Raw genomic sequence first — 25762 nt, 5'->3', positions numbered from 1 at the left:
AATAAAGCGCCTAGAGTGATTCAGGTCACCCACGCTTCGCAGAGGATCAACAACGATGTTTAACTCCCGACTCGGATGCTCGTCCATCAGCTTTCGGCACCAGAGGCTGGGCCCAGCGCTGGAAACCATCGCAGGCCTTGGCTTCGATGAGATTGATCTGGGTGCACTTCCGGGCGTTTGCGACCACGTTCCGTACGAACTGGATGCAGCGGCTGTCAATGAAGTGGCAGCGGAAGTGCAGGCTTCCGGGCTCCGGGTGCGCTCCGTGAACGGGGACATCGGTGATCTCAACGCCGTACTCGGCGCGGAGGAACACGCCGCCCGGTCCCGGCATCTCGACGCGCTCCTGGCCCTGTCAGCCAAGACCGAAGCGAAGGCCCTGGTCCTGCCGTGCGGAGCACTCAGCCACGAGCCGGTTCTAAGCCTCGAAGAGGACCTGGACACCATCGCCGGTCAGCTTCGGTGGGCAGGGGAGCGTGCGGCGGAGGCCGGCGTCGAACTGTGGACCGAGTCCCTGCACTTCCTGCGGTACTGCTGGAATCTGGAGCGGGCGGAGTTGCTCGCTAAGCGTCTGAAAGGAAGCGACATCGGAATCGTCATGGACTTCAGCCACATCGTGGCAGCGGGGGAAGACCCTCTGGAGTACCTGGACCGGCACTGCGGCCGAATCTCTCATGTCCACCTGCGGGACGCCGTGCCGGGAAACATCAACCTCAGCATCGGCAACGGGAATGCCGATTTTGCGGCCGGCCTGAAACGACTCGCCAGCCACGGCTACACCGGCCATTATTCACTCGAGCTTGAAACGCGGGACGTAACCCACGACGAACGCCCGGCGGCCGCTGCCAAGGCGGCCAGCTTCATCTCAGACCTCATCTGAGCAGCATGTCCATCAGCCACACAACCAGCTTTCTTCGAACATTCATCAACTCATCAAAGTAGGAGCATCATGAGCAACGCCATCCAGCGCACCGCAGTCCTCACCGGGGCCACCTCCGACCGCGGCATCGGCCTGACCACTGCCCGCCGCTATGCCAGGGAGGGGTGGGCAGTAGTGATTTTGGACCTCGACGGCGAAAAGTCCGCCAAGGTTGCGGCAGAAATCAGCAACGAGTTTGGCGTTCCGGGGTTCGGCCACGAGATCGACGTCGCCAACGAAGCGTCCGTCGACGCCGCCTACCTGGCCGTCAAGGCCGAGGTCAGCAGCGGCAACCTTCCGGTCGTCGGCGGCGTCGCGAACATCGCGGGCATCACCTCGCCGCTTCCGTTCCTGGAGACCACCCTTGAACTGTGGCACAAGGTCATGGACGTCAACGCTACCGGCACTTACCTGGTGACCAAGGCCTTCCTGCCGGACATGATTGAGAACGGCTGGGGCCGGATCGTCAACATGTCCTCAGTGTCCGCACAGCGCGGCGGCGGCGTCTTCGGCAAGGTCCCTTACTCCGCTGCGAAGGCAGCCATCCTGGGCTTCACCAAGGCCCTGGCCCGTGAACTCGGCACCACCGGCGTCACGGTCAACGCCATTACGCCCGGCGCCGTGGACACGAACATCCGCGTCGGCAGCACCGAGGAGCAGGAGGCAGCCATCAACGCGGGCATTCCCCTGGGCCGCAACGCCACCACCGAGGAAGTCGCCGCCGTGATCACGTTCCTGTCCTCCGAGGACGCCGCGTACCTCACCGGCACCACCGTGGACATCAACGGTGGAAGCCACCTCCACTAGGACGCGAGCCGCCAGGGAACCGGAACACGCCATGACTAAAATCTGCCAGGACGGTTTCACGTCGGCGTCGGAAATCAAGGTCCTGACTGACTGCGAAGGGACCTGGGCATGCCCGCGCAAAGCCGGAGGACAATCATGAACTCGTATTCTTACCGGGACTGGAGTCGCCTGATTGGCACGCCGGTTGAAATCTGGAGGGATTTCCGGCATGTCCGGTCAGGAGTCGTTGACGACGCCATGCCGGATTCATCCGCGGTTTGGCTGGCCGCCGACGACAGGCACGGGCGGGCGATTTTCACCGCCGCCGAAGGTTACCAGGTGCGGATCCGGCCACAGGAGCTCGACGGAAAGGTCTGCTACAAGATGGCTGCTAAGCATCTTTCGGGACGTTCCTGACGCCTTCTGTAGTGACGGCCCGGCCTGTGCGCTGAGGTGGATCCGGAAGCTTCTCGTCGCGCAGCGACTTGAGTCCGCCGGCGCAGGCGACGATCCCGGCTATAAACAGGAGTTTAAAAACACTGAAGGGCTCATCCCCTGTGGCCATCGCCCAGATGACGGTCAGTGCCGCGCCCACGCCCACCCAGACGGCGTAGCCGGTACCCAGCGGAATGGTGCGGATCGCATAGCCCAGCCCCAGCAGACTCATGGTTGCGGTGACGGCAAAAATGGCGGTGGGCAGCGGCTGGGTGAACGCTTCGGACAGGCCCAGGGCGGTGGCCCACACGGCTTCCAGCACGGCGGAAGCCAGCAGTACCAGCCAGGCAACGGTACTCGTCCGCATTACGCCACCACCTTAAGGCCTACCACGCAGGTGACGATCCCGGCGAGCAGGAAGAGGCGTGCCGCCGTCGGGCGTTCAACCCTGGTGACAATGGCGTAAATGCTGGTGAGGACCACGCCTACACCTACCCAGACGGCATACGCCGTGCCGGTGGGGATGGACTGCATGGCGAAGGCGAGGCCGCCGGTGCTCGCCAGGACGGAGATGAGGAAGACTGCTGCGGGGACGACGCGCCGCCGGCCGGTGGCTTTGGAAGCTTTATGCAGGGAGGCAGCCCACACGGCTTCGAGTGCGCCGGACACAATGAGGATTAACCAGGACATCAAAGATCCTTTGGCCAGTCTTGTCGCGTTCCGGGTACTGAACCGTCGTCCGGAGGCTCCGGAGGGGAACCTTGCTTTCAACATAGCAACGCCCGACGGCGGGTGGCCACCTTTGGTGGCCAACCTCACCGCCGGGCGGAGTGCCAGGGCGAATAGGGGGAGGCTAGAGCATGCCGCCCGCAGCCTCGGGAGCGGAGGAGTCGTGCCCGGCGTCGCCCACGGATTCGCGGGCGATGAAGTTCTCGATGTCGAACAGGTTATCTGCACGTTCTGCAATGTTCAGCAGCGTGGTCATTGAAGCAACTTCCTCCACCTGTTCCTTGAGGAACCACAGCATGAACTGCTCGCCCAAGGCGTCGTCCTCGGAACGGGCTGCGCGGAAGAGCGCCTCGATGGCTGCAGTCACCTGCTTTTCCTGCTCGAGCGCCAGGGCCAGCGGCTCGGTGACGGAGGCGAAATCATTGCGGATGGTGCCGATGCCGGGGATGGCCACGGGAAGATCGCGGTCCAGCATGTACTGGACCATCATCATGGCGTGGTTGCGCTCCTCTACGGACTGGCGGTAGAAGTACTTGGCCAGCTGCGGGAGATCCTGGTTGGCAAACCAAACGGCCACGGCAATGTACTGCTGGGAAGCCGCAAACTCATTGCCTACCTGAGCGGACAAAAGCTGGTTGAATCGTGAAATCGTCATAAGCCAGAGTCTAGGCCGGGGTAATGCATCCCTCCAGTGTGGAAAGGCTGGGATAACGTAGGCGAGCCTAGCCTCCAGCGCTGTCGATGGACACCACGGCAAGGAACCCGCGGCCCAGGATCTCGGGGCTGCGGGAATCGGAACCCACGACGGCGTCAAAGCGGTTGAGTGCCACGGGTTCAGCCGGCGAGGGGGTGCTTTCGCCGGTGCTTGCCTCGGTGCCGCTGCCGGGGCCGCCACCGGTATCCGCGGGCGCGCCATCGCTCACGCTGGCCTGGCCCTGGAGCAGCACGCCGAACTGGCCTGCGAAGACGGGGTGGGCGCGCTTTTTAGACAATTCAATAATGGAGGTGTAGCCCTTGAAGGCCCCGGCGCGGGTGATGACGTTGAGGTCCCGGACGTTGCCGGTGGGCAGGGCGCCGTAGGCCTGTGCATCGCCGGAGAACCGGAAGGGACGGTACTTCTCCAGCGGGTGCTCGTTGCCGTTCACGGTCAGCAGGAACAGCTCACCTTCCACCACGGTGAGGACCCGTTCCATGCCGGGAAACGCAGAAAATCGCCTTCCTTGGACACCTCCGCGATGCTGATCCGCCAGTCCCAGGTGCCGTCTTGCGACGAAGCCGCCTGAGGGTGGCAGGCAAGCTCACGAGTTACCCCGCCGCCGTTGCGCCAGGGTTGGGGGCGAAGGTCTGCGAACCGAATGATCTCCATCTCCCAACCCTATCCGGCTCCTTTCCGCGGCCCGTTCTTGCTAACGTCATAAGGGATGAAAAACGTGGAGGAGCCTGCAATGTTCGTCAAAGTGTGCGGCTTGAGTACGCCGGAGTCCGTCCGGATTGCCGTTGAGGCGGGCGCGGACGCCGTCGGTTTTGTCCTCACGCCCAGCCCGCGGGAGGTGTCCGCCGAGCGTGCGGGCAACCTGCTGCTGGAGGTGCCCAAGGGGGTTGCTGCCGTGGGAGTCTTTCGCCATGAATCTGCCGCTGACGCCGTCAAAGCCGCCTTGACCGCCGGACTTGAGTGGATCCAGCTGCATGGCGAGCGGACGGCGGTTGACGTTGCAACAGCGCACAACGCCGGGCTCAAGGTCATCCGCGCCGTCACCATCGGTGCTCCGGACGAAGCCTTTGGTGACTTCGGAGAGGACATCATCCTGGTTGATGCCGCCGTGCCCGGTTCGGGTGAGGCCTGGGATTATGCGTCGGTACGGGACCGCTGGGCGGACGACGCCGGTACTTCCGGAGCTGCCGGCGGCCGGCAGTGGCTTCTGGCCGGCGGGCTCGACGCCGGAAACGTGGCAGCTGCGGCAGAGGCGGCCGGTGCATGGGGCGTGGATGTCTCCTCCGGCGTCGAAAGTTCCCGTGGTGTGAAGGACCTGGCGAAGATCACCGCGTTTGTGGCGGCCGCGAAAAAATAGCGCCTGCAGTCAGGGCAGAGACCCCGGGGCAGCGCTCTTCACAGGACCGCAGTCTGTGCAGCAGGCCTCGCCCTTCCAGGCGTTGAGGCCTTCCTTGACGGCGATTCCGGCGATCACCAGCGCGGCGCCGGCGTCCGCCCACCACCAGCCGAGCGCGCTGTTCAGCAACAGCCCCACGAGCAGGACGGCCGAGAGGTAAGTGCAGAGCAGGGTCTGCTTGGAATCGGCCACGGCGCTCCGGGAGCCCAACTCACGGCCGGCGCGGCGCTGCAGCCAGGACAGCACCGGCATGATCGCAAGGCTCAGGGCGGCGATCACGATGCCCGCGGTGGAATGCTGCGCCGGGTCCCCGCCGACGAGAGAGCGGACGGCGTCCATGGCTACGAAAACCGCCAGCGAGAAAAAGGAAATGGCGATGATCCGCAGTGTGAGATGCTCGCGCCGCTCCGGATCCTTGGCGGCAAACTGCCACGATAGGGCGACGGCGGAGGCAACCTCGATCACCGAGTCCAAGCCGAAACCGATCAACGCGGAAGAGTCCGCCACACCGCCTGCCCACAGCGCTGCCACGGCTTCAATCACGTTGTAGGTGATGGTGCCTGCGGCGAGCAGCCGGATGCGGCGCGTGAGGACAGCCCGTCGTGCAGAGGACGGTGAAAGGGCGAGCGTGACGCTCATGCCACGCACTCGTCATCAGGGGCGCAGCAGGCCGGATCCACGGAAAGCACTACGCCGAGAAGGTCCGTGATGGCGTGGCCCAGCCGGGCGTCAACAAGCTCATACTGCGTCCTCCGGCCGTCAGGAACTGCCACCACCAGGCCGCAGCCGCGAAGGCAGGTCAAATGGTTGGAAATGCTCTGCCTCGATACCCCGAGGGACTCGGCAAGGTCGGAGGGATGGGCCGGAGCCTCCGCCAGGGCCAGCAGGATCCTGGCCCGCGTGGGATCAGAAACGGCGTAGCCAAAGCGCGCGAGGACCGGGGCGTGGGTGAGCGTCTCCATTCCTCGACGGTACATTGACCGGTGTATTCATGCAACGATGTACTATCCTCAGTGTCACGACGAGGATGGGTTCGGTTGGCTGACGCGCATGGGAACTACTTCCCATGGGCGTTTCCCTACAGCTCTGACAGGATGCTTCCATGACTGACTTTGTTGGCGCCGATCCTGAGCAATTGCGTGCCCTCTCCCGGCAGATGGCCGAGAGCGCCGAGCGGATCGGCTCGTCAGTCCGGAGCCTCTCCTCGATGCTGGACGCGCCGGGCGCCTGGATTGGGCCCGACATGCGCGAATTCCGGCAATCCTGGCAGGACGATTTGATGCCCCGTTCCAAATCGGCTGTCCAAAGCCTCCTGCAGGCCTCCAAAGCGTTGCAGGCCAACGCCGAGCAGCAGGAGAATGCCAGCCAGAGCAAGGGCGGGCAGGGCGGCGGCCAATCCGACGATGGCCAGTCGGGCAGCACCGACCGCCGGGATGAATCCCGTGGTTCAGCCGGATCGCGCACCGGCCGTGAGAATGAGGGAACCGATCCGGGGGGACATACACCAGGGGAGGAGGCCTACCCCGGTGGCCTCGGTGAGCCGGTGCCGGGTGAAGACGTACCTAAGCCGGAGGCGCCGCCGTGGTCCTCAGACGGCGATTCACAGGAGCACGGCTCCGAAGTCGCCGGTTTGAAGGACCATGCGGCCAAGCTGGGGGTTGAAGCCGCGGCCAACGCTGCTGCGCCGGTGATCCCCAACGCATCGCGGAACCTGCTGCATTTCCTTGGGAACTCCGGTGATCCCCTTGAACAGGACGTTGACCAGATGCTCAACGACGTCCCGGACTTCGCCGGTCAGGCAGACGCCGACGTCGAGAACCTTGCCAGGAGCGCGGTGGAAGACGCCAGGAACTCCGGAGCGAGCGGACCGGTGACCTATCCGGTGAGCACGGACTGGACCGGCTACTACATCGGCAAGGATCAGAGCGACGATTGGTTCTATGCCAGCGGCGGCGTCAGTTACAGCACCCAGGGGCAAGTGACCGTGTACCCGCCCAGCACGCCGGGAGGTGAGTGGACCTACAAGACGGAAACCAGCGTGAGCTATCGTGACCGGTACAACTGGGATGGTGGCAAGTCCACGGACATCGGTCCCTTGAACGTGTCCGACGAACAGCTGGGAAGGCTCAACGAAGTGGGAATCGCACAGAATTACGACATGACCGGCGAATCTTCCACGCGCCACAGCTCGGGTAGCGTGAAATGAACCGGCGCGCCATGGCCGGCCTGCTAATCGCCGGCCTCCTGCTTGCTGGATGTGCAATGCCGGAAGACCCTGCGGCCACAGGGACTACGCCCGTAGGGACGACGACGACAGGAACAGACATGGAACCTCAATCCACCGGCGCCAGCGACCCCCGCGACGTCGTGGTGTCCTTGTTTGAGCCTCTGGGGCTCGAACTTCCCGCAAGCGCGGATAACATCACCGTGGACCAGAGCCCGCTGGAACCATTCGAGAACGCATCCTTGACCAGCTTCAGAGCTGACACCGCAGAGATGAAGGCTGCGTGCCAGTCAGCAGGGGCTCTGGTGGCACCGGGCGCCCGGATCGGACCGCAGGACGCGTTGGTCTTCCGCGATGCTGAGTTGGCGGACGGCTCCACTCTTTGTTCGAAGGATTCAGATTCCGGACGCGGTCCGGCCTTCCGGGTGGCCATCCCGCCGTCGGACCTTGGCACTGTCCACGTTGCGCTCTATCAACTCCCCGCGGGGCGCTGAACTCCAAAAATCAGGGACCGGTCAGGCTAATCCTTGGGGTTTTGGTTCACCCCGCAAGGCAGAATGGGACCATGAAAACACTGCTCAACATCATCTGGCTGGTTTTCGGCGGCCTGTGGCTTGCCATTGGCTACTTCGTGGCAGGCATCATCTGCTGTGTGCTGATCGTCACTATCCCGTGGGGCATCGCCTCGTTCCGGATCGCGGCCTACACACTCTGGCCGTTCGGCCGCATGGTGGTGGACAAACCCGGCGGCAACGGCCCCTTCGCGCTGCTGGGCAACGTCATCTGGCTGGTAGTAGCGGGAATCTGGATCGCGATCGGCCACGTCATGACCGCGATCGCCATGGCCATCACCATCATCGGCATCCCGTTAGCCATCGCCAACCTGAAGCTCATCCCTGTTTCGCTGATGCCGCTGGGCAAGCAGATCGTACCCACCGACCGGCCGTTTATCAGCGCCTACCGCTGATTCAGCTATCCGCTTCGCCTTCACGAAGGGCGCGGAGCACGCAGAATTCGTTGCCGTCCGGGTCCGCCAGCACCACCCACGTGACGTCGTCGCCCTGGCCGACCGAGACGCGGGTTGCGCCCAGGGCTTCAAGGCGGGCGACCTCGGCATCCCGGTCGTCGGGACGGAGGTCGAGGTGCAGGCGGTTCTTGACCGTTTTGCTTTCCGGGACGCGGATGAACAGCAGGTCCGGTGAGACCCCGTCCTCCGGGCTGCCCTTGGGCGGTTCGAGGCAAACCTCGTCGTCGCTATCCTCGGTGCGCCGCCAGCCCAAGGCCTTCTCCCAGAAGGCGGCCGGGACCCGGGGTTCGGTGGAATCGATAACCACGCACTGGAGTCGTAACGTCATTCCAGCAGTTTGGCATGAACTTTCGTTTCAGGGCAGCCCCGGGGCGGACCCGGCACGGGACGCGGCTTAGACTTGGAGCCCACCAATCGCGGAAGCGGGTACCCCCTTTGATCAATCTGCAGCAGGATCCTGACGGCTTCATCCGGATGAAGCGCCATTTTCCGGCCAGTGTCAGCGTCACTGTCATGTTCAACGACGGGACGCAGGAGGTGGTGGCCGGCGGCACACTGAACGCCGCGTACGATCACGCGCTTGCCGAATACCGTGCAGAGAACCAGCTCGATGCCAAGGGCTTTTCCCGCGGTTCTAAGAAGCGCGTCAACCAGACAATCGAGTTTGTCCCGGTCCAGCCAGGCATGGGCGAGCGGCAGTAGTTGCGCTGCTCCCCATCAGGCTACGCCAGTTCGGCCTGGAGGTTCCGCCGGGCGGCGCCGAGCCAGAGGCTCTGTGCACGTGGAGTACTGAAGAGCGGTTCCAGTTCCAGAAGGTAACGCACGACGGCGGCGCGCCCGGCCGCAAAGTCGGCGTCGCCGATGTGCGCGTAGTCTTTCCGGACGGCGGCCAGGTAGCGCGAGTATGCCTGGGGTTCGCTGCCCAGAATGGACAGATCTGCGTCGCAGAGCAGGGCGCCGTCAATATCTTCCGGTCCGGGCCGGTGGCCGGCCGTGAGCCGCACCAGCCGGGCAACCTCCGCAGTATCGGCCGCAGGAATGCCTGCCTGCAGCAACCGAACCTCGGCGAGCCGGGCTGATTCCTCCTCGTCCTTGCCCGGTATCCCGCGGTACACGGCATCGTGAAACCAGGCGGCAAGAACCACGGTCCTGGGCGGGGCGGCGGGCTCGGCCAGCAAGTCCAGCGCCTCGAGGATGGCCAGCAGATGGGTGCGGCCATGGTAGTTGCGGTGCTCCTCGCCCCAGCGCTCATAGAGGTCCAGAAACAGGGCGTCGTGCCCCGCCATAACGTCATTCCACCGGTTCAACAACGGCACCTTGAGGGAGGAATTCCTGGCCCGGGCGGGGATCCGCAGGCCGCTGTCGATCAGCTTCCGCACCAGCACCCTGCCCTCCACGGGGATGGCGCCGGCGGCAATGAGGTCCGGGATGCGGCGTTCCGGTACGTCGTAGTGATCGCCGTCGAACGCCCGTTCCGGAATGCCCGCTGCCGTCGCGAAGGCGTGCAGTTCCGCCAGCGACGTGTCTGAAACCAGGTGCGCAAAGTGCGTGCCGTGGGCAGGCCACAGTGGCGGGTCGAGGTAGATCATGGACGGAAGTCTAGCCGGGGCAGGGCAGCGTCAAGGACATCCCTGCCGTCCGGTCAAAACACCAGCCCATGCCGCTGGACCACCGGCATCGTGGCATCGAAGTCCACGTCGCAGCCGTATTCGGCTGCCAGGGTGGGCAGCGTTTCGGGGGAGTACTCACCCCCGGGTTCGGCAAGCCGGCGGAAACAGCTTGTCAATGCCGCCGGGCACGATTATTTCAAGCACGCGGAGTTCGTCGTCGCCTGCGTTCCAGAAGGTGTGCCAGCGTCCGCGCAGCTTGGTGACCAGATCCCCAGGCGAAGCCGTGACCTCGATTCCGTCCTCGATAACTCCGAGGGTGCCCGTCAACACAAATGTGTATTCGTCTTCCCGGCTGTGCCGGTGCATCGGCGCAGCCAACCAGTGAGGGCCCAGCACGTGCTCGACGATCGCCACGCCAGCGCTGGAGTCCGCGCTCTCGATCAGGTACCGGTCGAGCAGCCCGGGCTCGCCAGTGACATCGCCCTCACCTGCCCGGATCACGCGGGGACCGCTTGGCGTACTCATGCTTAATGGTAGGACTGCGGCATGGTGCCAACAAGGGTTCCCGGGCTGGCTGCGAACCTACGCACTCCTGCGGCGTGGACTTTGTCGCCAGGGTTAGCGCGGGAACGCGGCGGGGAGCGCCGCCGGCGGCATTCGATGACGGCGCCCCCCTTCGTTGGCATGCTTTTCGTTTCCTAGACCGTTGCGGCGGGGAACCGTTCCCAGACGCGGTGGGCTGCCAAGAGCCCGGTCAATTGCGCTACAAGGGCTTCCGCGTTCCCGCCGGTGATGATTCCTGGCGCATCCTTGGGTATGCCTGCCGCCATCAGAGCCTCGGAGCTGGCGTCGAAGGAGCCAATGGCTTTGGCGTGGCGGAATGCTTCAGTCAGCAGCAGCACGGCACGGGGATCCAAAGTACCTCCTGGAGCACCCGCCTTGGCGTCGAGTCCGGGTGCTGCGTCGGGAGCCGGAGCGGCCGCAGCAGCAATGATGACGGCGTCGAACTCAGTAGAGCGGGCGGTGAGATACGTGCGCTGCACGGGGACCCCGCCGTCGTTCTCCGTTCCCAGGAATCCGCCTGCCGGAGCGATCACCAGAGGAACGATACCTTCGGCGTCCAGTGCCTTGCGGGCCACGTTCACGGCTGCAAGGTCGCTGTTTTCATCGGCGACAATTCCGACGACCCGACCGGCAACGGGCCAGGTTTTGCCCACCTGTGACAGGGCTGGGCTGGGGTTAGACTCCGGCACTTGTTCCGTTGCCTGCGGGACGGGCAGGCCCAGGCCCCTGGCCACTGCGGCACACAGGCCGGCGTCCACGTTGGCCAGGGCCGCCAGCTGCCGTTCCCGGATCGACTTTTCGTAACACTTGCCAAGCTCGAACGTGTAGGCCTGGATCACGTGGTCCTGCTCCACGGCGCTCAGACTTCTGAAGAAGAGGCCCACCTGGCTGTAGTGGTCATCAAAAGAGGCCGGGTTCTTTCGCTCCTTGATGGAGGCCGCCACTTCCTCCGGCACATCGATAAAGGCACCGATGTCCTGTCCGGCAAGGAACGGGCAGCCGCCGTCCAGGGAGTTGGGTTGGTAGGGAGCCACGCCCCCGTGGACCGCCTGCTGGTGCATGCCATCGCGCAGCATGTCATTGACAGGGGACTGGGGCCGGTTGATGGGGATCTGGCCGAAGTTGGGTCCTCCGAGCCGGGAAATCTGGGTGTCCAGGTATGAGAAGAGGCGTACCTGGAGCAGGGGATCGTTGGTGACGTCGATCCCGGGAACGAGGTGTCCGGGGTGGAAAGCGACCTGTTCGGTTTCGGCGAAGAAGTTTGTGGGGTTGGCGTTAAGGGTCATGACGCCGATGGGCTGGACCGGAGCGAGTTCTTCCGGCACGAACTTGGTGGGATCGAGCAGGTCGATGCCTTCAAACATCTGGTCTTCAGTGTCCGGAAACGTCTGGACGCCGAGCTCCCACTCGGGGTAGGCACCGGCTTCGATGGCATCGGCGAGGTCCCGGCGGTGGAAGTCCGGATCCATGCCGTTGATGATTTGCGCTTCCTCCCACACCAGCGAGTGGACGCCCTGCTTTGGCTTCCAATGGAACTTGACCAGGGTTGTTCTGCCCTCAACGTTGACGAACCGGAACGTGTGGACGCCGAAGCCTTCCATGGTCCGGTAGGAACGCGGGATGCCCCGGTCGGACATGTTCCACATGGTGTGCGCCTGGGCCTCGGTATGCAGCGAGACGAAATCCCAGAACGTGTCGTGGGCACTCTGAGCCTGCGGGATCTCGCGGTCCGGGTGCGGCTTCGCGGCGTGGACGATGTCGGGGAACTTGATGCCGTCCTGGATAAAGAAGACCGGGATGTTGTTGCCGACCAAATCGTAGGTGCCCTCGTCGGTATAGAACTTGGTGGAGAATCCGCGCGTGTCACGAACGGTGTCAGCAGAGCCGCGGGAGCCCAGCACGGTGGAAAAACGAACGAATACCGGCGTCTCAACGTCTTTGGCCAGGAAGCCTGCGCGGGTGATGTTGGCTGCGGTGCCGTAGGAACGGAAGACGCCGTGGGCTCCGGCGCCGCGGGCGTGGACCACGCGCTCGGGGATGCGTTCGTGGTCAAAGTGCGTGATCTTTTCCCGCAGGTGGTGGTCCTGCAACAGGATGGGCCCGCGCGAACCGGCTTTCAGGGAGTGATCAGTATCGCGAAGCCGCAGCCCCTGGGCGGTGGTCAGGTACTGGCCGGACTGGGCGCGCGCCGTGGCCGGTGCCCCTGTCGGACTTCCGGTGGGCGAAACCGCTTCAGGTCCTCGCTGGTCAGGTTTAGGTGGCAGGGGCTCGCGCGGATTTGTTGGTTCTTCCAGACTGGCAGGCTCGCTGGCGGGGACGCCGGGAATATGGATGGTGCTTTCTTCTGGCATGGATTCTTCTCCTCAGGATGGGAAACCTAGCAGTCCTCTGCCGAAACCGGGATACTAAGCATGCTTTGTACCCTAGGCAACGTTGTCCCAGGTCACAAATCCTTCCAGATATCCGTCGTTCCGGTCTTCAACGCCGGCTTGTCTGTCAGGTAGGGATCAATTAGTTAAGTGAGCGGCGAGTCCGGTGAGGAGGATGCTCAGTCCCTGATCGAGCTCTGCAGCTCCGTCGTAGTCGGCGAGGACCGGACCCAGTGCCCGGAGGTGGGGGAAGTCTTTCGCTGGCAGGCGGTGCAGGCCAAGGCGTAGGATGGCTTCGCTTTCTTCCGGATCCACGATATATTCCTGCAGTTCGTTCAGGATGTGCCCATAGAGGAACCCGTAGTACGCCCGATAAACGTGCAGGGCCACAGCCGGCGCGAAGCCGGCCTCGATCAGCAGCGCCAGGATCTGCTCCAGAGGCCGCAACGTCCCCAGCGGGCGCAATCCCAAGGGCGTGGAAAGGGGCCTGGTGACCAGTAATGGCACCACGTTAGGGTGCCGCAGGGCCAGGAGCCGCAGGTCGTGGGCGATCCTGCGAAGCTGCGCCTGCCAGTCCGGGTCTTCGGGAAATATGGACAGCTCATCGAGGACCACTTCGGAGACCCCGTCCAGCAGGGCTGCACGGTTGGCTGCGTAGCGGTAAAGACTCATCGGATCACACCGGAGTTCCTGCCCCAGGCGGCGCATGGACAGGGCCTCAAGGCCTTCCTTGTCCACCAGGGCCAGCGCGGTGGACAGCACAAGTTCTCTGCTCAGCCGCGCGGTACGGGCACCTGGTGGGCTTTTTGGTTCTTTGGGGGAAACCATAACGGTCCGTCCTTTTGCTTGCCTGAAACCCGGCCACGGGAGATAAGTGAGCTTGCTTAAATACCAGTCTACAGGTAAAGTCTACATCGTAGAGAAGTTGTCGACATGGTTTTAGCAGAGATCAGGGTTTGCACGGCCGCCAGGGCCGCTCACATCACAGTCTCAGGAGAAACATGACTATGCACACCCAGAACGAGAACTCCACCGTTGTCCGTAACGCCAACGACATCAAGATCTCGACACGGACCTTAGAGTTCGCCGTCTACGTCGCGGCAGTTATAGCCACGATCATCACGGGGACAGTTGTTGGGGACGACGCCAGCGAAAACGGCGTCGACGTCTTCAACGCCAATGACGCGATGCAGTACATCACCTTCCTAACGGTAGGTCTGATGGTGGCCCGAGGCCTGGCCAAGGCCGGCAACCGCAGCAACAGCAGCCACGCCTAACCCGCGCGCTTCCGGCCCGAGAGCCTGGAACTGACGGCTCGTGGCGCGGCATCACAACGATGTTGCGCCAGGGCTGTCTGGTCTCGCCAGTTGGATTAGCCTGCCTAGGTTCAGGGTCCACAATACTTTCGGCAGTACCGCCCGATGTACCCGTGCAGGGCATCGGGTTTTGAGGCCGCTGTAGCAGAACGGCGGATACTTTTGCACTGTGTTTTGAAAAGAGCCATCATGGCGCAATCGCAATTTGACCGGTTTCTTCACGAAGCTACCTACCGTGTTCCGCAGTCCGATTCGACTCTTGACGGTGATTCCTTCTACGGCCTGTACACCAGCTGGTGCCACCTCTCCGGAGAGACCCCGGAAACAGAGCACGCTTTTTGGGCTGCGATGAATCAGAATTCCATGCCCGGGCAGAGCCTGGCCATGACGGGCCCAGCGGCAGTGGATTACATACTGAACAGCTACCGGGCCGTGGTCTAAGCAACACAACGACCACTACGACGAGCAGAGACGTCCCCGGGCGGTGTACCAGCCGTCGTGGCCGGCATCCCTGGAACGGAAACAACCAGGCGCCAGCCGGCTCCCCAGGGCAGCCCGCCTGAGCCGTGGGCTTACACGGCTCACCTTGGAAGCCTCAGTCAAATCAATCACGGAGCGCATCATGACAACTGCACGGACCTTTGACTCCATCGTCATCATTTTCAATCCGAACAGCACCGGCGATGCCCCCAAGCTCGCCGAGAATCACCGATCATTGCTGGAAGAACTTCTTCCCTACACGGCAGACATCAGGCTTCAGCCCACTGCACGTACCGGCCACGCCGTCCAACTTGCCCGGGACGCCGCCAGCGCCGGCGGGAACGTGCTGGTTGTCTCTGTCAGCGGTGACGGGGGCTATAACGAGGTCGTCAATGGTGTAATGCAGGCCGACAACCCCCAAGCGGTCTGCGCCGTCTTGGGTGCCGGGAACGCCAATGACCACCGCCGCACCACCGGTACCCGGCCTCTGGAACACGCGATTGTTGCGGGTGCGGTGCGGCACATCGATCTGTTGCGCATCACCACAGGCCAGGGAGCGGGCGCGCCAGCAGAGTACGCGCACTCCTATATTGGTTTCGGACTGACTCCGGTCATGGCGATCGACCTGGAAAAGGGCAGCAAAGGCGCCTTTAAGGAAATGTTCTCCGTGATGCGTACTTTTTCCAGATTCAAGCCGTTTGAAATCCGCCAGGCAAACGGCAAACGCCGGAAGTTTGACAGTCTCGTCTTCGCTAACATCGCCGAGATGGCCAAGTACGCCACGCTCAGCGAAGCCGACAACCACCCCTCCGACGGAAAATTCGAAGTCGTGATCTTCCCCCACAGGTCAAAGGCGCGGATGCTGCTGACCGCGGTGCGCGCTGCCACCCGGGGACTGGGAGATCAGCCCAGCGTCAGCAACTACACCTTTACAACTCTCAAACCCATCCCGTACCAGATTGACGGGGAAGTGAAATCTGTAGAGGCGGACACTCGCGTCACCATCGAATCCGCCGCGGCCGCCCTGGCCACCTTAGGCTAGTCGGCCCCCACAAACCCTTTCATCAGGACTAGGACAACCGGTGCACACCGCGAACGACGAAAAACAAGACAACGAACTACTGCTACACCGTCTGCTCATGTCCCGGAGGGCCCCCCGGCTGACGCCCAGAATCGTCACCACCGCGTCCTTGACCTCACACGTGCACACCCTGACCGGACCAGCCGGGCCAGGCCCGGTGTTTGTGCTGCTGCACGGCATAGGCATGTCCCATCGCTACTACCGGCGGCTTCAGGTTCTTCTGTCCCGGCACGGGATCACCCATGCCGTCGACCTGCCAGGCTTCGGTGGAACACCCACACCGGGCACGCAGCTCTCTGTCGCCGACTACGCCCAGCACACAGCAGCAACCCTTGAAAAAATGGGCGCCTCCCGCGTAGTGCTGATTGGGCACTCAATGGGCACCCAGTTCGCCACCGAACTTGCGGTTCAACGCCCCGACCTGGTCTCCCACCTCGTACTTTTGGGTCCGGTCGTGGACCCCGCCCGCCGAACAGTCCTCCAGCAGAGCCTGTCCCTGGGTCTTGACTCACTGCTGGAAAGCCCGGCCGGCAACGCCACCGTCTTCACCGACTACGCCCGCTCCGGCTTGCGCTGGTACCTTACCGAACTTCCCGTCATGATGACCTACAACCTCACTGCCCGACTGTCCCTGGCCAACCAGCCCACCCTCGTCGTCCGCGGCTCACGGGACCCCATAGCGCCCCAACTCTGGTGCCAGAAGCTGGCCGCCACCGCCACCAACGGACGCTTCCTGGAGATACCCGGCAAACCCCACATCGTCCAACACGGCGGCGCCGCTGCCACCGCCGCGGCCATTCTTGCCTTCCTCGGGCTGCAGTGACATAACTGGCGGGCTCAAAGACGATCTCAAACGGTCAAAGTCCTGAACGGCATCCAGAATCGGACTCCAAGGAACTTGTCGACGGTCAGCGGCCGGAGAAGCGTTGAAATTACCTCGAGAGTATCCCTTGGAAGTCTCGAAGCGGGAGGCCAGGCCAGTTGTGGTTAGGACCGTGCGTCAATCTCCTTTTGTACAATTGCGGCGAGTGTACGAAGTACCTGCTGATCAGACGGGGGGAAAGCCCGGGGTTTCTGGTCGATGACGCATAGGGTTCCGATATTCCAACCCCGTGGCCCGTGTAACGGGTAGCCCGCGTAGAAACGGATGAACGGCTCCCCGGTGACGAGTGGGTTGTTGGCGAAGCGATCATCAGTTGAGGTGTCTTCGATAACTAGCATTGCATTGCGTTCCACGGTTACAGTGCAGAGCGCCATCGCCCGGGGGGCTTCGAGAAGAGGCCCCACGACGGACTTGAAGTATTGGGCGTCTTCGGCGATAAGGGACAACGACGCTGCGCCCACATCAAAGTACTTCCTGGCGGCGATAACAACCCGGTCAAAGATCTCCTCGGCCCCGCTCTGGAGGAGAGCGGTCTCGTGAAGGGAGTCCAGGCGTTCAGCCTCTGCCTGTTCTGGGGACAGCAGGAACCTGCCCGCAGCTCCCAGCGCTGCGAGCGGCTTCTCGTTACGCGTCTTCCGCCCACTGATAATGCGTTTAGATATCGGGCCCGGGCCTGGAGCCGCTGAAAGGGCCCGACGCTGTTCCGCTCCCGGCCTCCCGTACCTCCTCGGACCATAACCGCGGTCGAGCTCGGCCTGGGCCCGGGCACCATCATGAAGATATGCATCCAGTTCAAAAGCGGACAAGTGGAATCCGCCGGGAGGTGGCGGCCAAAGTTTCCGGGGGTCCAGGCCGACGGCGGCGGCGAGCTCCAGCAACCGCTCCACCTCTTGATTCACGTGCTTTTCACTCATGCGGGCTACCTCCAGCTGAGTCGCGTCTCGTGAGAACAAATCTTCCCCCAACTGCGCCGTAGCACTTGATAAGTTTACTTACTAGTCGACCCTGAGGCTACACCGCTATGACTTTGCGGCCGCAACCCCGTGCCCAGGGCCGCCCAAAGCCGTGATCGTTTCATACCGTGGGCTGATTCAGTCAGCTCAGCTTCAACCGCCGGGCTGAGGCGGTGACCCGGGGTGGCGGACACACTGGACATATGAACGTCATTCTGCACGCCCAGCAACTCACCAAGCACTACCCGGGAAGCGTCGCCTTGGACGGGGTGAATTTCGCTGCCGGTGCCGGCGAGTCGATCGCAATTATCGGGCCTTCGGGTTCGGGCAAGTCCACTCTGCTTCACTGCCTGGCCGGGATACTGCGTCCCGACGCCGGTTCCGTCACCTTTGCCGGCAGCGCCGGTCCGGTCCGGCTCGACAAGCTCGGGGACGGTGCGCTGTCCAGGATCCGCCGGGAAGAGTTCGGTTTCGTGTTCCAGCAGGGCATGCTCCTGCCCGAGTTGACCGCCGTCGAAAATGTTGCCCTGGCCCTGATGCTCAACGGCACGAATCGGCGAACCGCAGAGGGGCAGGCTGCCCCGTGGCTCGGTGCGCTCGGGCTGGCGGGCCTGGAGCAGCGCCGGCTTGGGGAGCTTTCCGGCGGTCAGGTCCAGCGCGTCGCGATTGCCCGGGCACAGGTGACCGGGGCCCGGGTGCTTTTCGCAGATGAGCCTACCGGGGCGCTGGACTCTGCCACCTCGGCGGAAGTGCTGGATGTCCTGCTTAACTCCGCGGCGGCCAATGGCAGGACGTTGCTGGTGGTCACCCACGATCCCCAGGTGGCCGCCCGCTGCGGCCGGGTGGTCGAACTCCGTGACGGCCGGATCATCGCGGACAGCGCCCTGGAGGCGGCTTCGAACGTTGGTGGCCCGGATGCGTAGCCTGATGCTGGCCATCAGGCTGGCGCCCTTTCTTGGCAGGGGCGGTACCGCTGACCTTCGCACGGCCGGGCTGCCCGTTCTGGCGTTCTGCATGGTCACTGCCCTGCTCCTGACGGTGACTGGCGGTTCGCAGGTTTTTTGGTCGTGGAAAGACGACTTCGCCCAGACCTACCAGGCGTTGGCGGTGGTTGCGATGGTTTTGTTGGTGATCCCGCTCCTCACCTTGGGCGCCTCGGCCGCCCGGCTGGCCGCCCGCCGTCGTGATGACCGGTTGGCATCTTTGCGGCTGCTGGGTGCAAGCGGCGGAACGGTGGTGTGGCTGACCGTGCTCGAATCCACGGCCCTGGCGGGAATCGGTGCCGCCACCGGATCCTTCCTGTACGCCGCCGTCAGCCCGTTCCTTGGCCTGATCGAGTTCCGGGGCAGGGCAATCGGCGCTCATGCGTGGCTGGGACTGCCGGGGATTCTTGCCTGCGTTGTGGCAGTCTGCCTGCTTGCAGCGGTCAGCGCGGCGTTCGGCCTGCGCAAAGTTGTCCTGTCACCGCTGGGAGTGCGCACACGGCAGCAGGCCGACGGCGCCCATTGGGTCCGCGGACTTCTGGCTGCCGCCGTCGTCGGTACAGGCGTTGTCCTGATGGGGATGCTCAGCGCCTTCGGAACTTTCGTGGTGATCATTGCCGTGATGGCCGGGTGCTTTGGCCTGGCGCTTCTCGCCCTGAACCTGATGGGGCCCTGGATAGTGCGGGTGCGGGCCAGAGGCCAGCTCAAACGCGCCACCCGTCCCGATCAGCTCCTCGCAGCCCGGTCGGTGCTGGAGAGCCCTAAGGAGACCTGGCGCCAGGTGGGCGGGGTGGCCATGACCAGTTTCGTGGGTGTCTTTGTGGGCATGGGCCTGGCAGTGGCCGAGGTCATGGAAGGCAGCAGTGCCGACGCCGAGACCCTGATGCTGGTCCGCGACATCAACACCGGCGTGACGATCACGCTGCTGGGTTCGTTCCTGATGGTTGCTTGCTCCGTGGGCGTCAACCAGGCATCGGCGGTGCTGGACCGGGCACCCATGCTGGTGGCCCTTGACCGGCTGGGCGTTCCCCGCCAGCTGATGGTCGCGGCACGGGTCAAGGCTGTCATGTCGCCGCTGTTCCTGGTGGCCGGCATCTCGGCGGCAAGCGCGGCCGCCTTGGTCCTGCCGCTGACAGGGGTCGCGCTGTTCCTGCGGCCATTGGCGGTCCTGACCCTGGCCGGCGTCTTCGTCGCAGGGTTCCTCCTGGTGCGATTGTCAGTTACCGCGGGAACCTCCCAGATCGGCCCGATCCTTGCCCGCCCTGAGCGTTATGCGAGCATGGATTCCTGAGACGCTGTTCCCCAGAAAATCCCCGCCAGGCAACCTTAGGGGTATGACCTTGGGGTATGGTCAAGCAGCCGGACTTCGAGCAGCTTGGGGGATTCAACGCGTGGAACCATCGATGATCAGCAAACCGCAGCGCCGTACCCTCTTGTTGGCGGCTGCCGTCATGCTGGTTTCAGGGTGCAGGCCCGGCGGCAGTGCCGGCCCGGCACCCTCAACGACGGCGCGGACGCCCCGCCCAGTACCTGACGCATCGACTACGGCGCCCGTGCCTCCAGCTGCCGCCACAGTTGAGCCAACGGTAACGGCTCCGGTACCCACGACCGCAGTCCCGTCCCAGGATGAGATCATCGCACGGTTCTCCGGCCGCTCCCCGGCCTATTGGGGCCTGGAGGGGCCCGGAGTCCTGCAGGTGCTGGCTGATCCCGCGGCAGGGATTGCCCTGACGGTGGATTACTGCGGTGGCCACGGCGGAAGCGGAGTCGACCATGCTGCCCTGGAGTTACTGCAAAGGCTGGAGGTTCCGGCAACGCTGTTCCTGAACGCGCGGTGGATCCATGCCAATCCCGCCCTGACGCGTGAGCTGGCCGCAGTGCCGTTCTTTGAATTGGCCAACCACGGGTCGCGGCATTTGCCGCTCAGCGTGACCGGGAATTCCGCCTATGGGATTCCCGGCACGCAAAACATCGCGCAGGTGTACGAGGAAGTCATGACCAATGACACGCTTCTGATGGAAATCACCGGTAAGCGTCCGCGTTTCTTTCGGCCAGGGACCGCTTTCCTCGACGAGGTTGCCACCGAGATTGCCCACGCTCTTGGCGCCGTCCCGGCCGGGTTCAGCATCAATGCCGACGGCGGGGCTACATACTCCGCGGAAATGGTCGCCGCCGAAACAGTCAAGGCCCGGCCGGGGGACATTATTATCTCCCACGGTAACCATCCAAATTCAGGAACAGCCGCTGGTTTCGCGAAAGCAATCCCGGCATTGTTGGAGAAGGGTTTTGGATTCACCACCCTGGGTGCTGCCGTACCCTGATCCGGCTGGTTCGCTCTGTCGGTCTTCGGCGAGTCAATTGTGGGCCTTGGGGATGGTCGCGCACAAAGCTGTTCCCGGAACGCGTTGACTCAACGGCCTGGAATACACCCTGGTGCCGTGCCACGGCACTTATAGGTTGCGCCGGGCTTCAGCTCAACCCCCGAGAAGAGCTGCGGAAGGGTCACGAGGTAGTAGCCCCTGTCCTTGAGTTGAGTGATCAATTCATCCTGACCGTCCACTGTGGCAGCATGTATGTCGTGCTGAAGAATGACTGATCCAGGCTTCACCAGGTTCATGATCCGCGGGATGAACACCTCTTTGTTCCGGGACTGCCAGTCCAATGAGTCAACATCCCAGAAGATCTGGGGCAGCCCGACAGTTCCTGCAACAGTGGCATTGGTTGCGCCGTACGGCGGACGCAGGAACGCAGGAACCACACCGGCAGCTCTTTCGATGGCTGCCTGGGTGCTGCTGATCTCCCTGACGATTTCGGCTGGTGGGATCTTCGTCAGGTACGGGTGGCTCATCGTGTGGTTCGCAATGTGGTGTCCGGCTTCGGCCACGGACCTGGCGATCCCGGGATTGGCATTGACGTACGCACCCTGCTGGAAAAATGTGGCAAGCACCTGGTGTTTGGCCAAAATTTCCAAGAGCCTGGCTGTCTGGGCGTTGGGTCCGTCGTCGTAGGTCAAGGCGGCGCATGCAACGATGTCGCAGTTGACGTGGCCGGTAGTGCCCTGGGCAGAAACGGGCGGGTTGAACGCTGCCCCGGCCCGGACAGCCCGACGAATCGCGTCTCCCGCGGGCGAGAGCACTTTGCTGGTGGCTGCTGCAGTGAGGGTCACTGTTTTCCGTCCACGCGGCGGCAGGCCCGTATTGGCGTCCTGATCGAAGGTGATACTGATTTCGCCTGCAGGCGTGAAGGTGATTTCGGAGAGCAATTCGGCGTCGGTAATGGCCGCGTCAGCAGGTTCGGGGACTGCTACCGTGGTGCCAATCTGCGCAGTGGCCGGTGGCGTCGTGGATGCCGGTTCCCGGTTCCCGGATGAATTGGCATCAGGCACCTCACGGAGCATGGTCCTCAGAGTGCCGATTGCGTCGGGTTTGACCAGTTCCGCGCTGCTGAGAACGGCGCCTGTAGCGACGTCGGAATAAGTGATTTCCTCGGTGCGCAGGGAATCGACGCCGCCGCTCCTGATTGTTTGCACAAACCTTGCACCGACCAGACTGCCGGTGGCCAGAACAAGTTCATGGGTAATCAACAGTCCGTCGCTGAGAGGTTCGGAAACTGCTGTCGGTTGTGCGGTGGGCTCGTGCCGTCCACCTGCATGGGCATCCAGTAAGGCCAAAAGCCGGGCATCCAGTGCTGAATTGAACGCTTCTGCACCACTGACGTACTGCCATGATGCGACGGCGGGAGCCGTACCTGCCCCGCGGGCGCTCATGTCTACAACAGCAGGAGCTCCGATGCCGATTTTCGCCGGGGCTGCTCCGGGAACCGCATTGACCGGCTTCGGAGGGGGCAAGGGTACTGGTTCTGCGACACACGCGGACAGCGCAAGGCCGGCAAGGACGGCCAGGGGAACCGCAAGCGGCACGCGTAAAGGAACGGGCGCCCTCAACTTTCCGCCAGCAGAGATCCGGTGGCGACAATTGCGCGTAACGTCTTGGTGCCAACCATAACGAGTGTCACTCCCAGCTGAGGATTTCAGTTGGTCCCAGAATGCCAGAGGGCCATGGCGAATTGCCGCAACGCCACTGTTGGAACCCCATGATGGGCTAACGGGGAATGTCCCGGACTGCTGTGCTGTAAGCCGGTTTGCGGAGCAAGAAGGGTGAAAACAGCGCAAATGCGGCATATTATGGGCTCATGCCAACTATCCGCATATCCGAGGCAGCACGCTTCCTGGGCGTCAGCGACGACACCGTACGTAGATGGACGGAGAACGGCATGCTCGCGCCGCTTCGGGACAGTTCCGGCAGGAGGGCAGTGGACGGGCTTGAACTCGCCCTGCACGCGAAGAAACTGGCGCAGCTCCCGGACGACCCCGCCAAGGGCGGCAGCTCAGCACGGAACAGGTTCGTCGGCCTGGTCACGGACATCAAGGAAGACCCCGTTATGTCCCAGGTTGAGCTCCAATGCGGGCCGTTCCGCGTGGTCTCCCTCATGAGCACGGAAGCCGTCCACGAACTGGGGCTGGAACCGGGCACGGTGGCCACCGCCGTCGTCAAAGCCACCACGGTGATCATCGAATCCGCAGGCCGGGGAACAGCGTGAAGCGCGGTGCAGGCCTCGCGGCGGCGGCAGCGGTGCTGCTCCTGGCCACATTCACGGGCTGCAGTGCCGGCGGTGCGGGAGATCCGGCGTCGGGAGCTAACGACGCCCGCGGCACCACCCCCAGCAGTTCCCTCACCGTTTTCGCGGCTGCTTCCCTCCGCGGCACCTTCACAGAAATCGCTGAACGGTTCGAGGCGGAGAACCCCGGGATCGAGGTGGTATTCAATTTTGCTGGCTCGTCAGACCTGGTGTCCCAGATCAGCCAGGGCGCCCCGGCGGACGTTTTCGCTGCGGCCGACACCGGCACCATGGGCCGGTTGCAGGAAGCAGGGCTGACAGATGGCCAGCCAACCACCTTCGCCACGAACACCCTGGCCATTGCGGTGCCGCCGGGGAACTCGGCGAACATCGGGGGCTTCCGCGACCTCGCCAGGCCCGGCCTGAAACTCGTGGTGTGTGCGGGCCAGGTCCCGTGCGGTGCCGCTGCACAGAAACTGGAAGCGGAAACCGGCACCTCGCTGGCCCCGGTCAGCGAGGAGAATTCGGTCACTGACGTGCTGGGCAAGGTGCTCTCTGGCGAGGCGGATGCCGGCCTGGTGTATTCCACGGATGTCCGGGCGGCGGGGGAGCGTGTGCAAGGCATCGATTTCCCGGAGAGCGCCGGTGCAGTGAACAGTTACCCCATTGCGGCAGTGAAGGGTACTGCAAACCCAAGGGCCGCGGAGGCATTCATCGCCATGGTCAGCGGTCCTGCAGGCAGTCAGATCCTGGGCGCTGCCGGTTTCGGCCCGGCAGGCCCATGAACGTCATCAAAACAGGCCGCGCAGGCTACACCGGCATTCCACGCTGGGTGCAGGCCATCGCGCTCGTGGCGGCTGCGCTGATTATCCTGCCGCTGGCCGCCATTATTGCCCGGGTGGACTGGCCCCGGTTCCTTCCGCTGGTTACCTCGCCGTCGTCCCTGGACGCACTGGCCCTGAGCCTGCGAACCTCTGCCGTCAGCACGGTGCTGTGCCTGGTCCTCGGTGTTCCGCTGGCCCTGGTGCTGGCGCGCTCACAGTTCCGCGGCCAACGGCTCCTCCGCGCACTGGTGCTGCTGCCACTGGTGCTCCCGCCAGTAGTGGGCGGGCTGGCGCTGCTCTACACGTTCGGCCGCCAGGGCCTGCTGGGTAGCACGCTCACCGTCCTCGGCATACAGATCGCGTTTTCCACCACCGCCGTCGTCATTGCGCAGACTTTCGTGGCGCTGCCGTTCCTCGTGGTCAGCCTGGAGGGTGCGCTGCGCACGGCCGGGTCCCGCTATGAGGCCGTGGCTGCCACCCTGGGCGCCAGGCCCTGGACGGTGCTCCGCCGAGTGACGCTGCCGCTGGTCCTCCCCGGGCTCGCCTCCGGCGCGGTACTCAGCTTCGCCCGCAGCCTTGGCGAATTCGGTGCAACCCTCACCTTCGCTGGCAGCCTGCAGGGGGTGACCCGGACCCTGCCGCTAGAGATCTACCTGCACCGCGAGACAGACCCGGATGCCGCCGTCGCCCTCTCCCTGGTCCTGTTGGTGGTGGCCGTGGCGGTGGTGGCGCTCGCCTACCGCGGCCCGCAACGGGAGCGTGGGGCAACGTGACCTTCAGCGTGGATGCAGCCGTCCGGGCACGGGATTTCGACGTCCAGCTGACCGTCGCGGCGGGGGAAACGGTGGCCGTGATGGGTCCCAACGGTGCGGGCAAATCCACACTGCTGGGAGTGATCGCGGGCTTGCTGAAACCGGATTCCGGGTCCGCCGAATCTGCCGGGCGGAAGCTTTTTAAGCTCGACGGCGGCACTCATGATTGGGAACCGCCGCACCGTCGCGGGACGGTGCTGCTGGCCCAGGAACCGCTGCTCTTCCCGCACCTCAGCGTCCTGGAGAATGCAGCGTTCGCTCCGCGCAGCGCCGGAATTACGGTGGCGCAGGCCAGGGAGGCCGCCATGGAATGGCTTGAGGCCTTGGATGTGGCAGAGCTGGCCGGCCGAAAACCCGGCGGGCTCTCCGGTGGGCAGGCGCAGCGCGTGGCCGTTGCCCGGGCACTGGCTGCCGAGCCGGACCTGCTGCTGCTGGATGAGCCGATGGCCGCCCTGGACATCACGTCGGCGCCGTTGCTCCGGCGGTTGCTGAAAAAGGTCCTGGCCGGCCGGCAGGCAATTGTTGTCACTCATGACGTCCTCGATGCCCTGATGCTGGCGGACCGTGTGGTGATCCTCGATGCAGGCCGGATCGTTGAGGAGGGCCCCGTCCGGGAGGTGCTGAACCAACCCAGAAGCCGTTTTGCTGCGGGATTATCCGGCGTGAACTTTGTAACAGGCACCCTCACTGCCTCCGGAGTGCGCGCCTGCGACGGGCTCGAGTTCTTCGGCCACCAGGACCCGGGTTCGCCCAACGTGACGGGAGCCGGCGGCGTTGCCGTCTTCCCGCCGTCGGCCGTTTCCATCTTCCTGGAACCCGCCTATGGCAGCCCGCGCAACAGCTTCCCCGTCACGGTGGCGCACCTGGAACCCCACGGTGACCAGATCCGCGTGCGGGCAGCGGGTGATCATTCGCTTGCGGCGGACGTTACGCCACAGGCCGCCGCGGAACTGGGGCTGGCGCCGGGAATGACCGTGTACTTCGTGGTCAAGGCCGGAGCGGTGTCGGTTTACCCGGCGTAGGTGTACGACCCCACAGCTAA

The 25762-nt window shown here is 63.9% G+C and carries 32 protein-coding genes, 1 pseudogene and 1 riboswitch; of the genes and pseudogenes, 19 read left to right on the top strand and 14 right to left on the bottom strand.

Annotation, left to right across the window (positions count from 1 at the left end; genetic code table 11):
• Nucleotides 1-55 precede the first annotated feature (55 nt).
• The 3 genes from AC50X5_RS05960 (at nucleotide 56) to AC50X5_RS05950 (ending at nucleotide 2122) form a co-directional block, all read left to right on the top strand.
• On the top strand, nucleotides 56-880 hold the full coding sequence (locus AC50X5_RS05960; RefSeq protein WP_494975154.1) for a sugar phosphate isomerase/epimerase family protein: 825 nt from the start codon (nucleotides 56-58) through the stop codon (nucleotides 878-880).
• Between the two features lie 69 nt (nucleotides 881-949).
• Entirely contained in the window at nucleotides 950-1726 is a 777-nt protein-coding gene (locus tag AC50X5_RS05955; protein ID WP_494975153.1) for an SDR family NAD(P)-dependent oxidoreductase, read from the top strand.
• Nucleotides 1727-1861: 135 nt separating this feature from the next.
• The gene (locus AC50X5_RS05950) at nucleotides 1862-2122 is read left to right on the top strand and encodes a hypothetical protein (protein WP_494975152.1); all 261 of its coding nucleotides are present in this window, start codon (nucleotides 1862-1864) and stop codon (nucleotides 2120-2122) included.
• Here AC50X5_RS05950 and AC50X5_RS05945 read toward each other — a convergent pair.
• The 4 genes and pseudogenes from AC50X5_RS05945 to AC50X5_RS05930 all read right to left on the bottom strand — a co-directional run bounded on the left by AC50X5_RS05945 (nucleotide 2097) and on the right by AC50X5_RS05930 (nucleotide 4235).
• Nucleotides 2097-2507, bottom strand: a complete 411-nt coding sequence (locus AC50X5_RS05945; protein ID WP_494975151.1) for a DMT family transporter — start codon at nucleotides 2505-2507, stop codon at nucleotides 2097-2099. The two genes, AC50X5_RS05950 and AC50X5_RS05945, sit on opposite strands and share 26 nt — an antisense overlap.
• The gene (locus AC50X5_RS05940) at nucleotides 2507-2830 is read right to left on the bottom strand and encodes a DMT family transporter (RefSeq protein WP_494975150.1); all 324 of its coding nucleotides are present in this window, start codon (nucleotides 2828-2830) and stop codon (nucleotides 2507-2509) included. Before AC50X5_RS05940 ends, AC50X5_RS05945 begins: the two co-directional genes overlap by 1 nt.
• A 9-nt stretch (nucleotides 2831-2839) precedes the next feature.
• Nucleotides 2840-2905: riboswitch (guanidine-III (ykkC-III) riboswitch) on the bottom strand.
• A gap of 88 nt (nucleotides 2906-2993) precedes the next feature.
• A complete protein-coding gene (locus AC50X5_RS05935; RefSeq protein ID WP_494975149.1) occupies nucleotides 2994-3524 on the bottom strand; it encodes a ferritin in 531 nt (176 codons plus the stop codon).
• A 67-nt stretch (nucleotides 3525-3591) separates the two neighbouring features.
• Nucleotides 3592-4235: pseudogene (locus AC50X5_RS05930) on the bottom strand (HutD/Ves family protein).
• A gap of 79 nt (nucleotides 4236-4314) precedes the next feature.
• On the opposite strand from AC50X5_RS05930, the gene AC50X5_RS05925 reads away from it, so the two are divergent.
• Nucleotides 4315-4938: a phosphoribosylanthranilate isomerase gene (locus AC50X5_RS05925; protein WP_494975148.1), complete on the top strand. Its 624-nt coding sequence runs from the start codon at nucleotides 4315-4317 to the stop codon at nucleotides 4936-4938.
• Between the two features lie 9 nt (nucleotides 4939-4947).
• Here AC50X5_RS05925 and AC50X5_RS05920 read toward each other — a convergent pair whose 3' ends face one another.
• Both AC50X5_RS05920 and AC50X5_RS05915 read right to left on the bottom strand, forming a co-directional pair.
• Complete coding sequence (locus AC50X5_RS05920) at nucleotides 4948-5616, bottom strand: cation diffusion facilitator family transporter (RefSeq protein WP_494975147.1); 669 nt, start codon at nucleotides 5614-5616, stop codon at nucleotides 4948-4950.
• Nucleotides 5613-5939: an ArsR/SmtB family transcription factor gene (locus AC50X5_RS05915; protein ID WP_494975146.1), complete on the bottom strand. Its 327-nt coding sequence runs from the start codon at nucleotides 5937-5939 to the stop codon at nucleotides 5613-5615. The genes AC50X5_RS05920 and AC50X5_RS05915 overlap by 4 nt, the downstream gene beginning before the upstream one ends.
• 140 nt (nucleotides 5940-6079) lie before the next feature.
• On the opposite strand from AC50X5_RS05915, the gene AC50X5_RS05910 reads away from it, so the two are divergent.
• The 3 genes from AC50X5_RS05910 to AC50X5_RS05900 all read left to right on the top strand — a co-directional run bounded on the left by AC50X5_RS05910 (nucleotide 6080) and on the right by AC50X5_RS05900 (nucleotide 8168).
• Complete coding sequence (locus AC50X5_RS05910) at nucleotides 6080-7183, top strand: WXG100 family type VII secretion target (RefSeq protein ID WP_494975145.1); 1104 nt, start codon at nucleotides 6080-6082, stop codon at nucleotides 7181-7183.
• A gap of 119 nt (nucleotides 7184-7302) precedes the next feature.
• On the top strand, nucleotides 7303-7695 hold the full coding sequence (locus tag AC50X5_RS05905; RefSeq protein ID WP_494975144.1) for a hypothetical protein: 393 nt from the start codon (nucleotides 7303-7305) through the stop codon (nucleotides 7693-7695).
• 71 nt (nucleotides 7696-7766) lie between these two features.
• Complete coding sequence (locus AC50X5_RS05900; protein WP_494975143.1) at nucleotides 7767-8168, top strand: YccF domain-containing protein; 402 nt, start codon at nucleotides 7767-7769, stop codon at nucleotides 8166-8168.
• Between the two features lies 1 nt (nucleotide 8169).
• On the opposite strand, the gene AC50X5_RS05895 is transcribed toward AC50X5_RS05900, so the two are convergent.
• Nucleotides 8170-8556, bottom strand: coding sequence for a VOC family protein (locus tag AC50X5_RS05895; RefSeq protein WP_494975142.1), 387 nt, complete (start codon nucleotides 8554-8556; stop codon nucleotides 8170-8172).
• Between the two features lie 107 nt (nucleotides 8557-8663).
• Between AC50X5_RS05895 and AC50X5_RS05890 the strand changes: the two genes are divergently transcribed.
• Nucleotides 8664-8930, top strand: a complete 267-nt coding sequence (locus tag AC50X5_RS05890; protein ID WP_494975141.1) for a hypothetical protein — start codon at nucleotides 8664-8666, stop codon at nucleotides 8928-8930.
• Nucleotides 8931-8950: 20 nt separating this feature from the next.
• Here the strand turns inward: AC50X5_RS05890 and AC50X5_RS05885 are convergent, their stop codons facing one another.
• The 4 genes from AC50X5_RS05885 to AC50X5_RS05870 form a co-directional block, all read right to left on the bottom strand.
• Nucleotides 8951-9817, bottom strand: a complete 867-nt coding sequence (locus AC50X5_RS05885; protein WP_494975140.1) for a DUF4031 domain-containing protein — start codon at nucleotides 9815-9817, stop codon at nucleotides 8951-8953.
• Between the two features lie 156 nt (nucleotides 9818-9973).
• On the bottom strand, nucleotides 9974-10363 hold the full coding sequence (locus tag AC50X5_RS05880; protein WP_494975139.1) for a cupin domain-containing protein: 390 nt from the start codon (nucleotides 10361-10363) through the stop codon (nucleotides 9974-9976).
• A 173-nt stretch (nucleotides 10364-10536) separates the two neighbouring features.
• Nucleotides 10537-12753, bottom strand: a complete 2217-nt coding sequence (locus AC50X5_RS05875; RefSeq protein ID WP_494975138.1) for a catalase — start codon at nucleotides 12751-12753, stop codon at nucleotides 10537-10539.
• 156 nt (nucleotides 12754-12909) lie between these two features.
• The gene (locus tag AC50X5_RS05870; RefSeq protein ID WP_494975137.1) at nucleotides 12910-13599 is read right to left on the bottom strand and encodes a TetR/AcrR family transcriptional regulator C-terminal domain-containing protein; all 690 of its coding nucleotides are present in this window, start codon (nucleotides 13597-13599) and stop codon (nucleotides 12910-12912) included.
• Nucleotides 13600-13772: 173 nt separating this feature from the next.
• On the opposite strand from AC50X5_RS05870, the gene AC50X5_RS05865 reads away from it, so the two are divergent.
• The 4 genes from AC50X5_RS05865 (at nucleotide 13773) to AC50X5_RS05850 (ending at nucleotide 16471) form a co-directional block, all read left to right on the top strand.
• The gene (locus AC50X5_RS05865) at nucleotides 13773-14048 is read left to right on the top strand and encodes a hypothetical protein (protein WP_494975136.1); all 276 of its coding nucleotides are present in this window, start codon (nucleotides 13773-13775) and stop codon (nucleotides 14046-14048) included.
• Between the two features lie 228 nt (nucleotides 14049-14276).
• Complete coding sequence (locus tag AC50X5_RS05860) at nucleotides 14277-14528, top strand: hypothetical protein (RefSeq protein ID WP_494975135.1); 252 nt, start codon at nucleotides 14277-14279, stop codon at nucleotides 14526-14528.
• Nucleotides 14529-14709: 181 nt separating this feature from the next.
• Nucleotides 14710-15609: a diacylglycerol/lipid kinase family protein gene (locus tag AC50X5_RS05855; protein ID WP_494975134.1), complete on the top strand. Its 900-nt coding sequence runs from the start codon at nucleotides 14710-14712 to the stop codon at nucleotides 15607-15609.
• A gap of 97 nt (nucleotides 15610-15706) precedes the next feature.
• Complete coding sequence (locus AC50X5_RS05850; protein WP_494975133.1) at nucleotides 15707-16471, top strand: alpha/beta fold hydrolase; 765 nt, start codon at nucleotides 15707-15709, stop codon at nucleotides 16469-16471.
• A gap of 164 nt (nucleotides 16472-16635) precedes the next feature.
• Here AC50X5_RS05850 and AC50X5_RS05845 read toward each other — a convergent pair whose 3' ends face one another.
• Nucleotides 16636-17445 carry a GAF domain-containing protein gene (locus AC50X5_RS05845; RefSeq protein WP_494975132.1) on the bottom strand — a complete coding sequence of 270 codons (810 nt, stop codon included), beginning with the start codon at nucleotides 17443-17445 and terminating at the stop codon, nucleotides 16636-16638.
• Nucleotides 17446-17687: 242 nt separating this feature from the next.
• On the opposite strand from AC50X5_RS05845, the gene AC50X5_RS05840 reads away from it, so the two are divergent.
• Both AC50X5_RS05840 and AC50X5_RS05835 read left to right on the top strand, forming a co-directional pair.
• A complete protein-coding gene (locus AC50X5_RS05840; RefSeq protein ID WP_494975131.1) occupies nucleotides 17688-18407 on the top strand; it encodes an ABC transporter ATP-binding protein in 720 nt (239 codons plus the stop codon).
• Nucleotides 18400-19758: a permease gene (locus tag AC50X5_RS05835; RefSeq protein WP_494975130.1), complete on the top strand. Its 1359-nt coding sequence runs from the start codon at nucleotides 18400-18402 to the stop codon at nucleotides 19756-19758. The genes AC50X5_RS05840 and AC50X5_RS05835 overlap by 8 nt, the downstream gene beginning before the upstream one ends.
• A gap of 93 nt (nucleotides 19759-19851) precedes the next feature.
• On the opposite strand, the gene AC50X5_RS05830 is transcribed toward AC50X5_RS05835, so the two are convergent.
• A complete protein-coding gene (locus tag AC50X5_RS05830; protein WP_494975129.1) occupies nucleotides 19852-20040 on the bottom strand; it encodes a hypothetical protein in 189 nt (62 codons plus the stop codon).
• Here AC50X5_RS05830 and AC50X5_RS05825 point away from each other — a divergent pair.
• Entirely contained in the window at nucleotides 20021-20788 is a 768-nt protein-coding gene (locus AC50X5_RS05825; RefSeq protein WP_494975128.1) for a polysaccharide deacetylase family protein, read from the top strand. The two genes, AC50X5_RS05830 and AC50X5_RS05825, sit on opposite strands and share 20 nt — an antisense overlap.
• An 89-nt stretch (nucleotides 20789-20877) precedes the next feature.
• On the opposite strand, the gene AC50X5_RS05820 is transcribed toward AC50X5_RS05825, so the two are convergent.
• The gene (locus AC50X5_RS05820) at nucleotides 20878-22314 is read right to left on the bottom strand and encodes a polysaccharide deacetylase family protein (protein WP_494975127.1); all 1437 of its coding nucleotides are present in this window, start codon (nucleotides 22312-22314) and stop codon (nucleotides 20878-20880) included.
• Nucleotides 22315-22658: 344 nt separating this feature from the next.
• Here AC50X5_RS05820 and AC50X5_RS05815 point away from each other — a divergent pair, with 344 nt between their 5' ends.
• Genes AC50X5_RS05815 through AC50X5_RS05800 form a run of 4 tightly spaced genes read left to right on the top strand, consistent with a single transcriptional unit; the run spans nucleotide 22659 to nucleotide 25742 of the window.
• Nucleotides 22659-23066: a TOBE domain-containing protein gene (locus tag AC50X5_RS05815; protein WP_494975126.1), complete on the top strand. Its 408-nt coding sequence runs from the start codon at nucleotides 22659-22661 to the stop codon at nucleotides 23064-23066.
• Nucleotides 23063-23869, top strand: coding sequence for a molybdate ABC transporter substrate-binding protein (gene modA / locus AC50X5_RS05810; RefSeq protein WP_494975125.1), 807 nt, complete (start codon nucleotides 23063-23065; stop codon nucleotides 23867-23869). The genes AC50X5_RS05815 and modA overlap by 4 nt, the downstream gene beginning before the upstream one ends.
• Entirely contained in the window at nucleotides 23866-24681 is an 816-nt protein-coding gene (locus AC50X5_RS05805) for an ABC transporter permease (RefSeq protein ID WP_494975124.1), read from the top strand. Before modA ends, AC50X5_RS05805 begins: the two co-directional genes overlap by 4 nt.
• Complete coding sequence (locus AC50X5_RS05800) at nucleotides 24678-25742, top strand: sulfate/molybdate ABC transporter ATP-binding protein (protein ID WP_494975123.1); 1065 nt, start codon at nucleotides 24678-24680, stop codon at nucleotides 25740-25742. The genes AC50X5_RS05805 and AC50X5_RS05800 overlap by 4 nt, the downstream gene beginning before the upstream one ends.
• The last annotated feature ends 20 nt before the right edge of the window (nucleotides 25743-25762 follow it).

Source organism: Pseudarthrobacter sp. MDT1-40-2 (assembly GCF_059383595.1).
The sequence above is the reverse complement of the archived record's forward strand: the minus strand, read 5'-3'. Positions and strand labels throughout refer to the sequence as shown.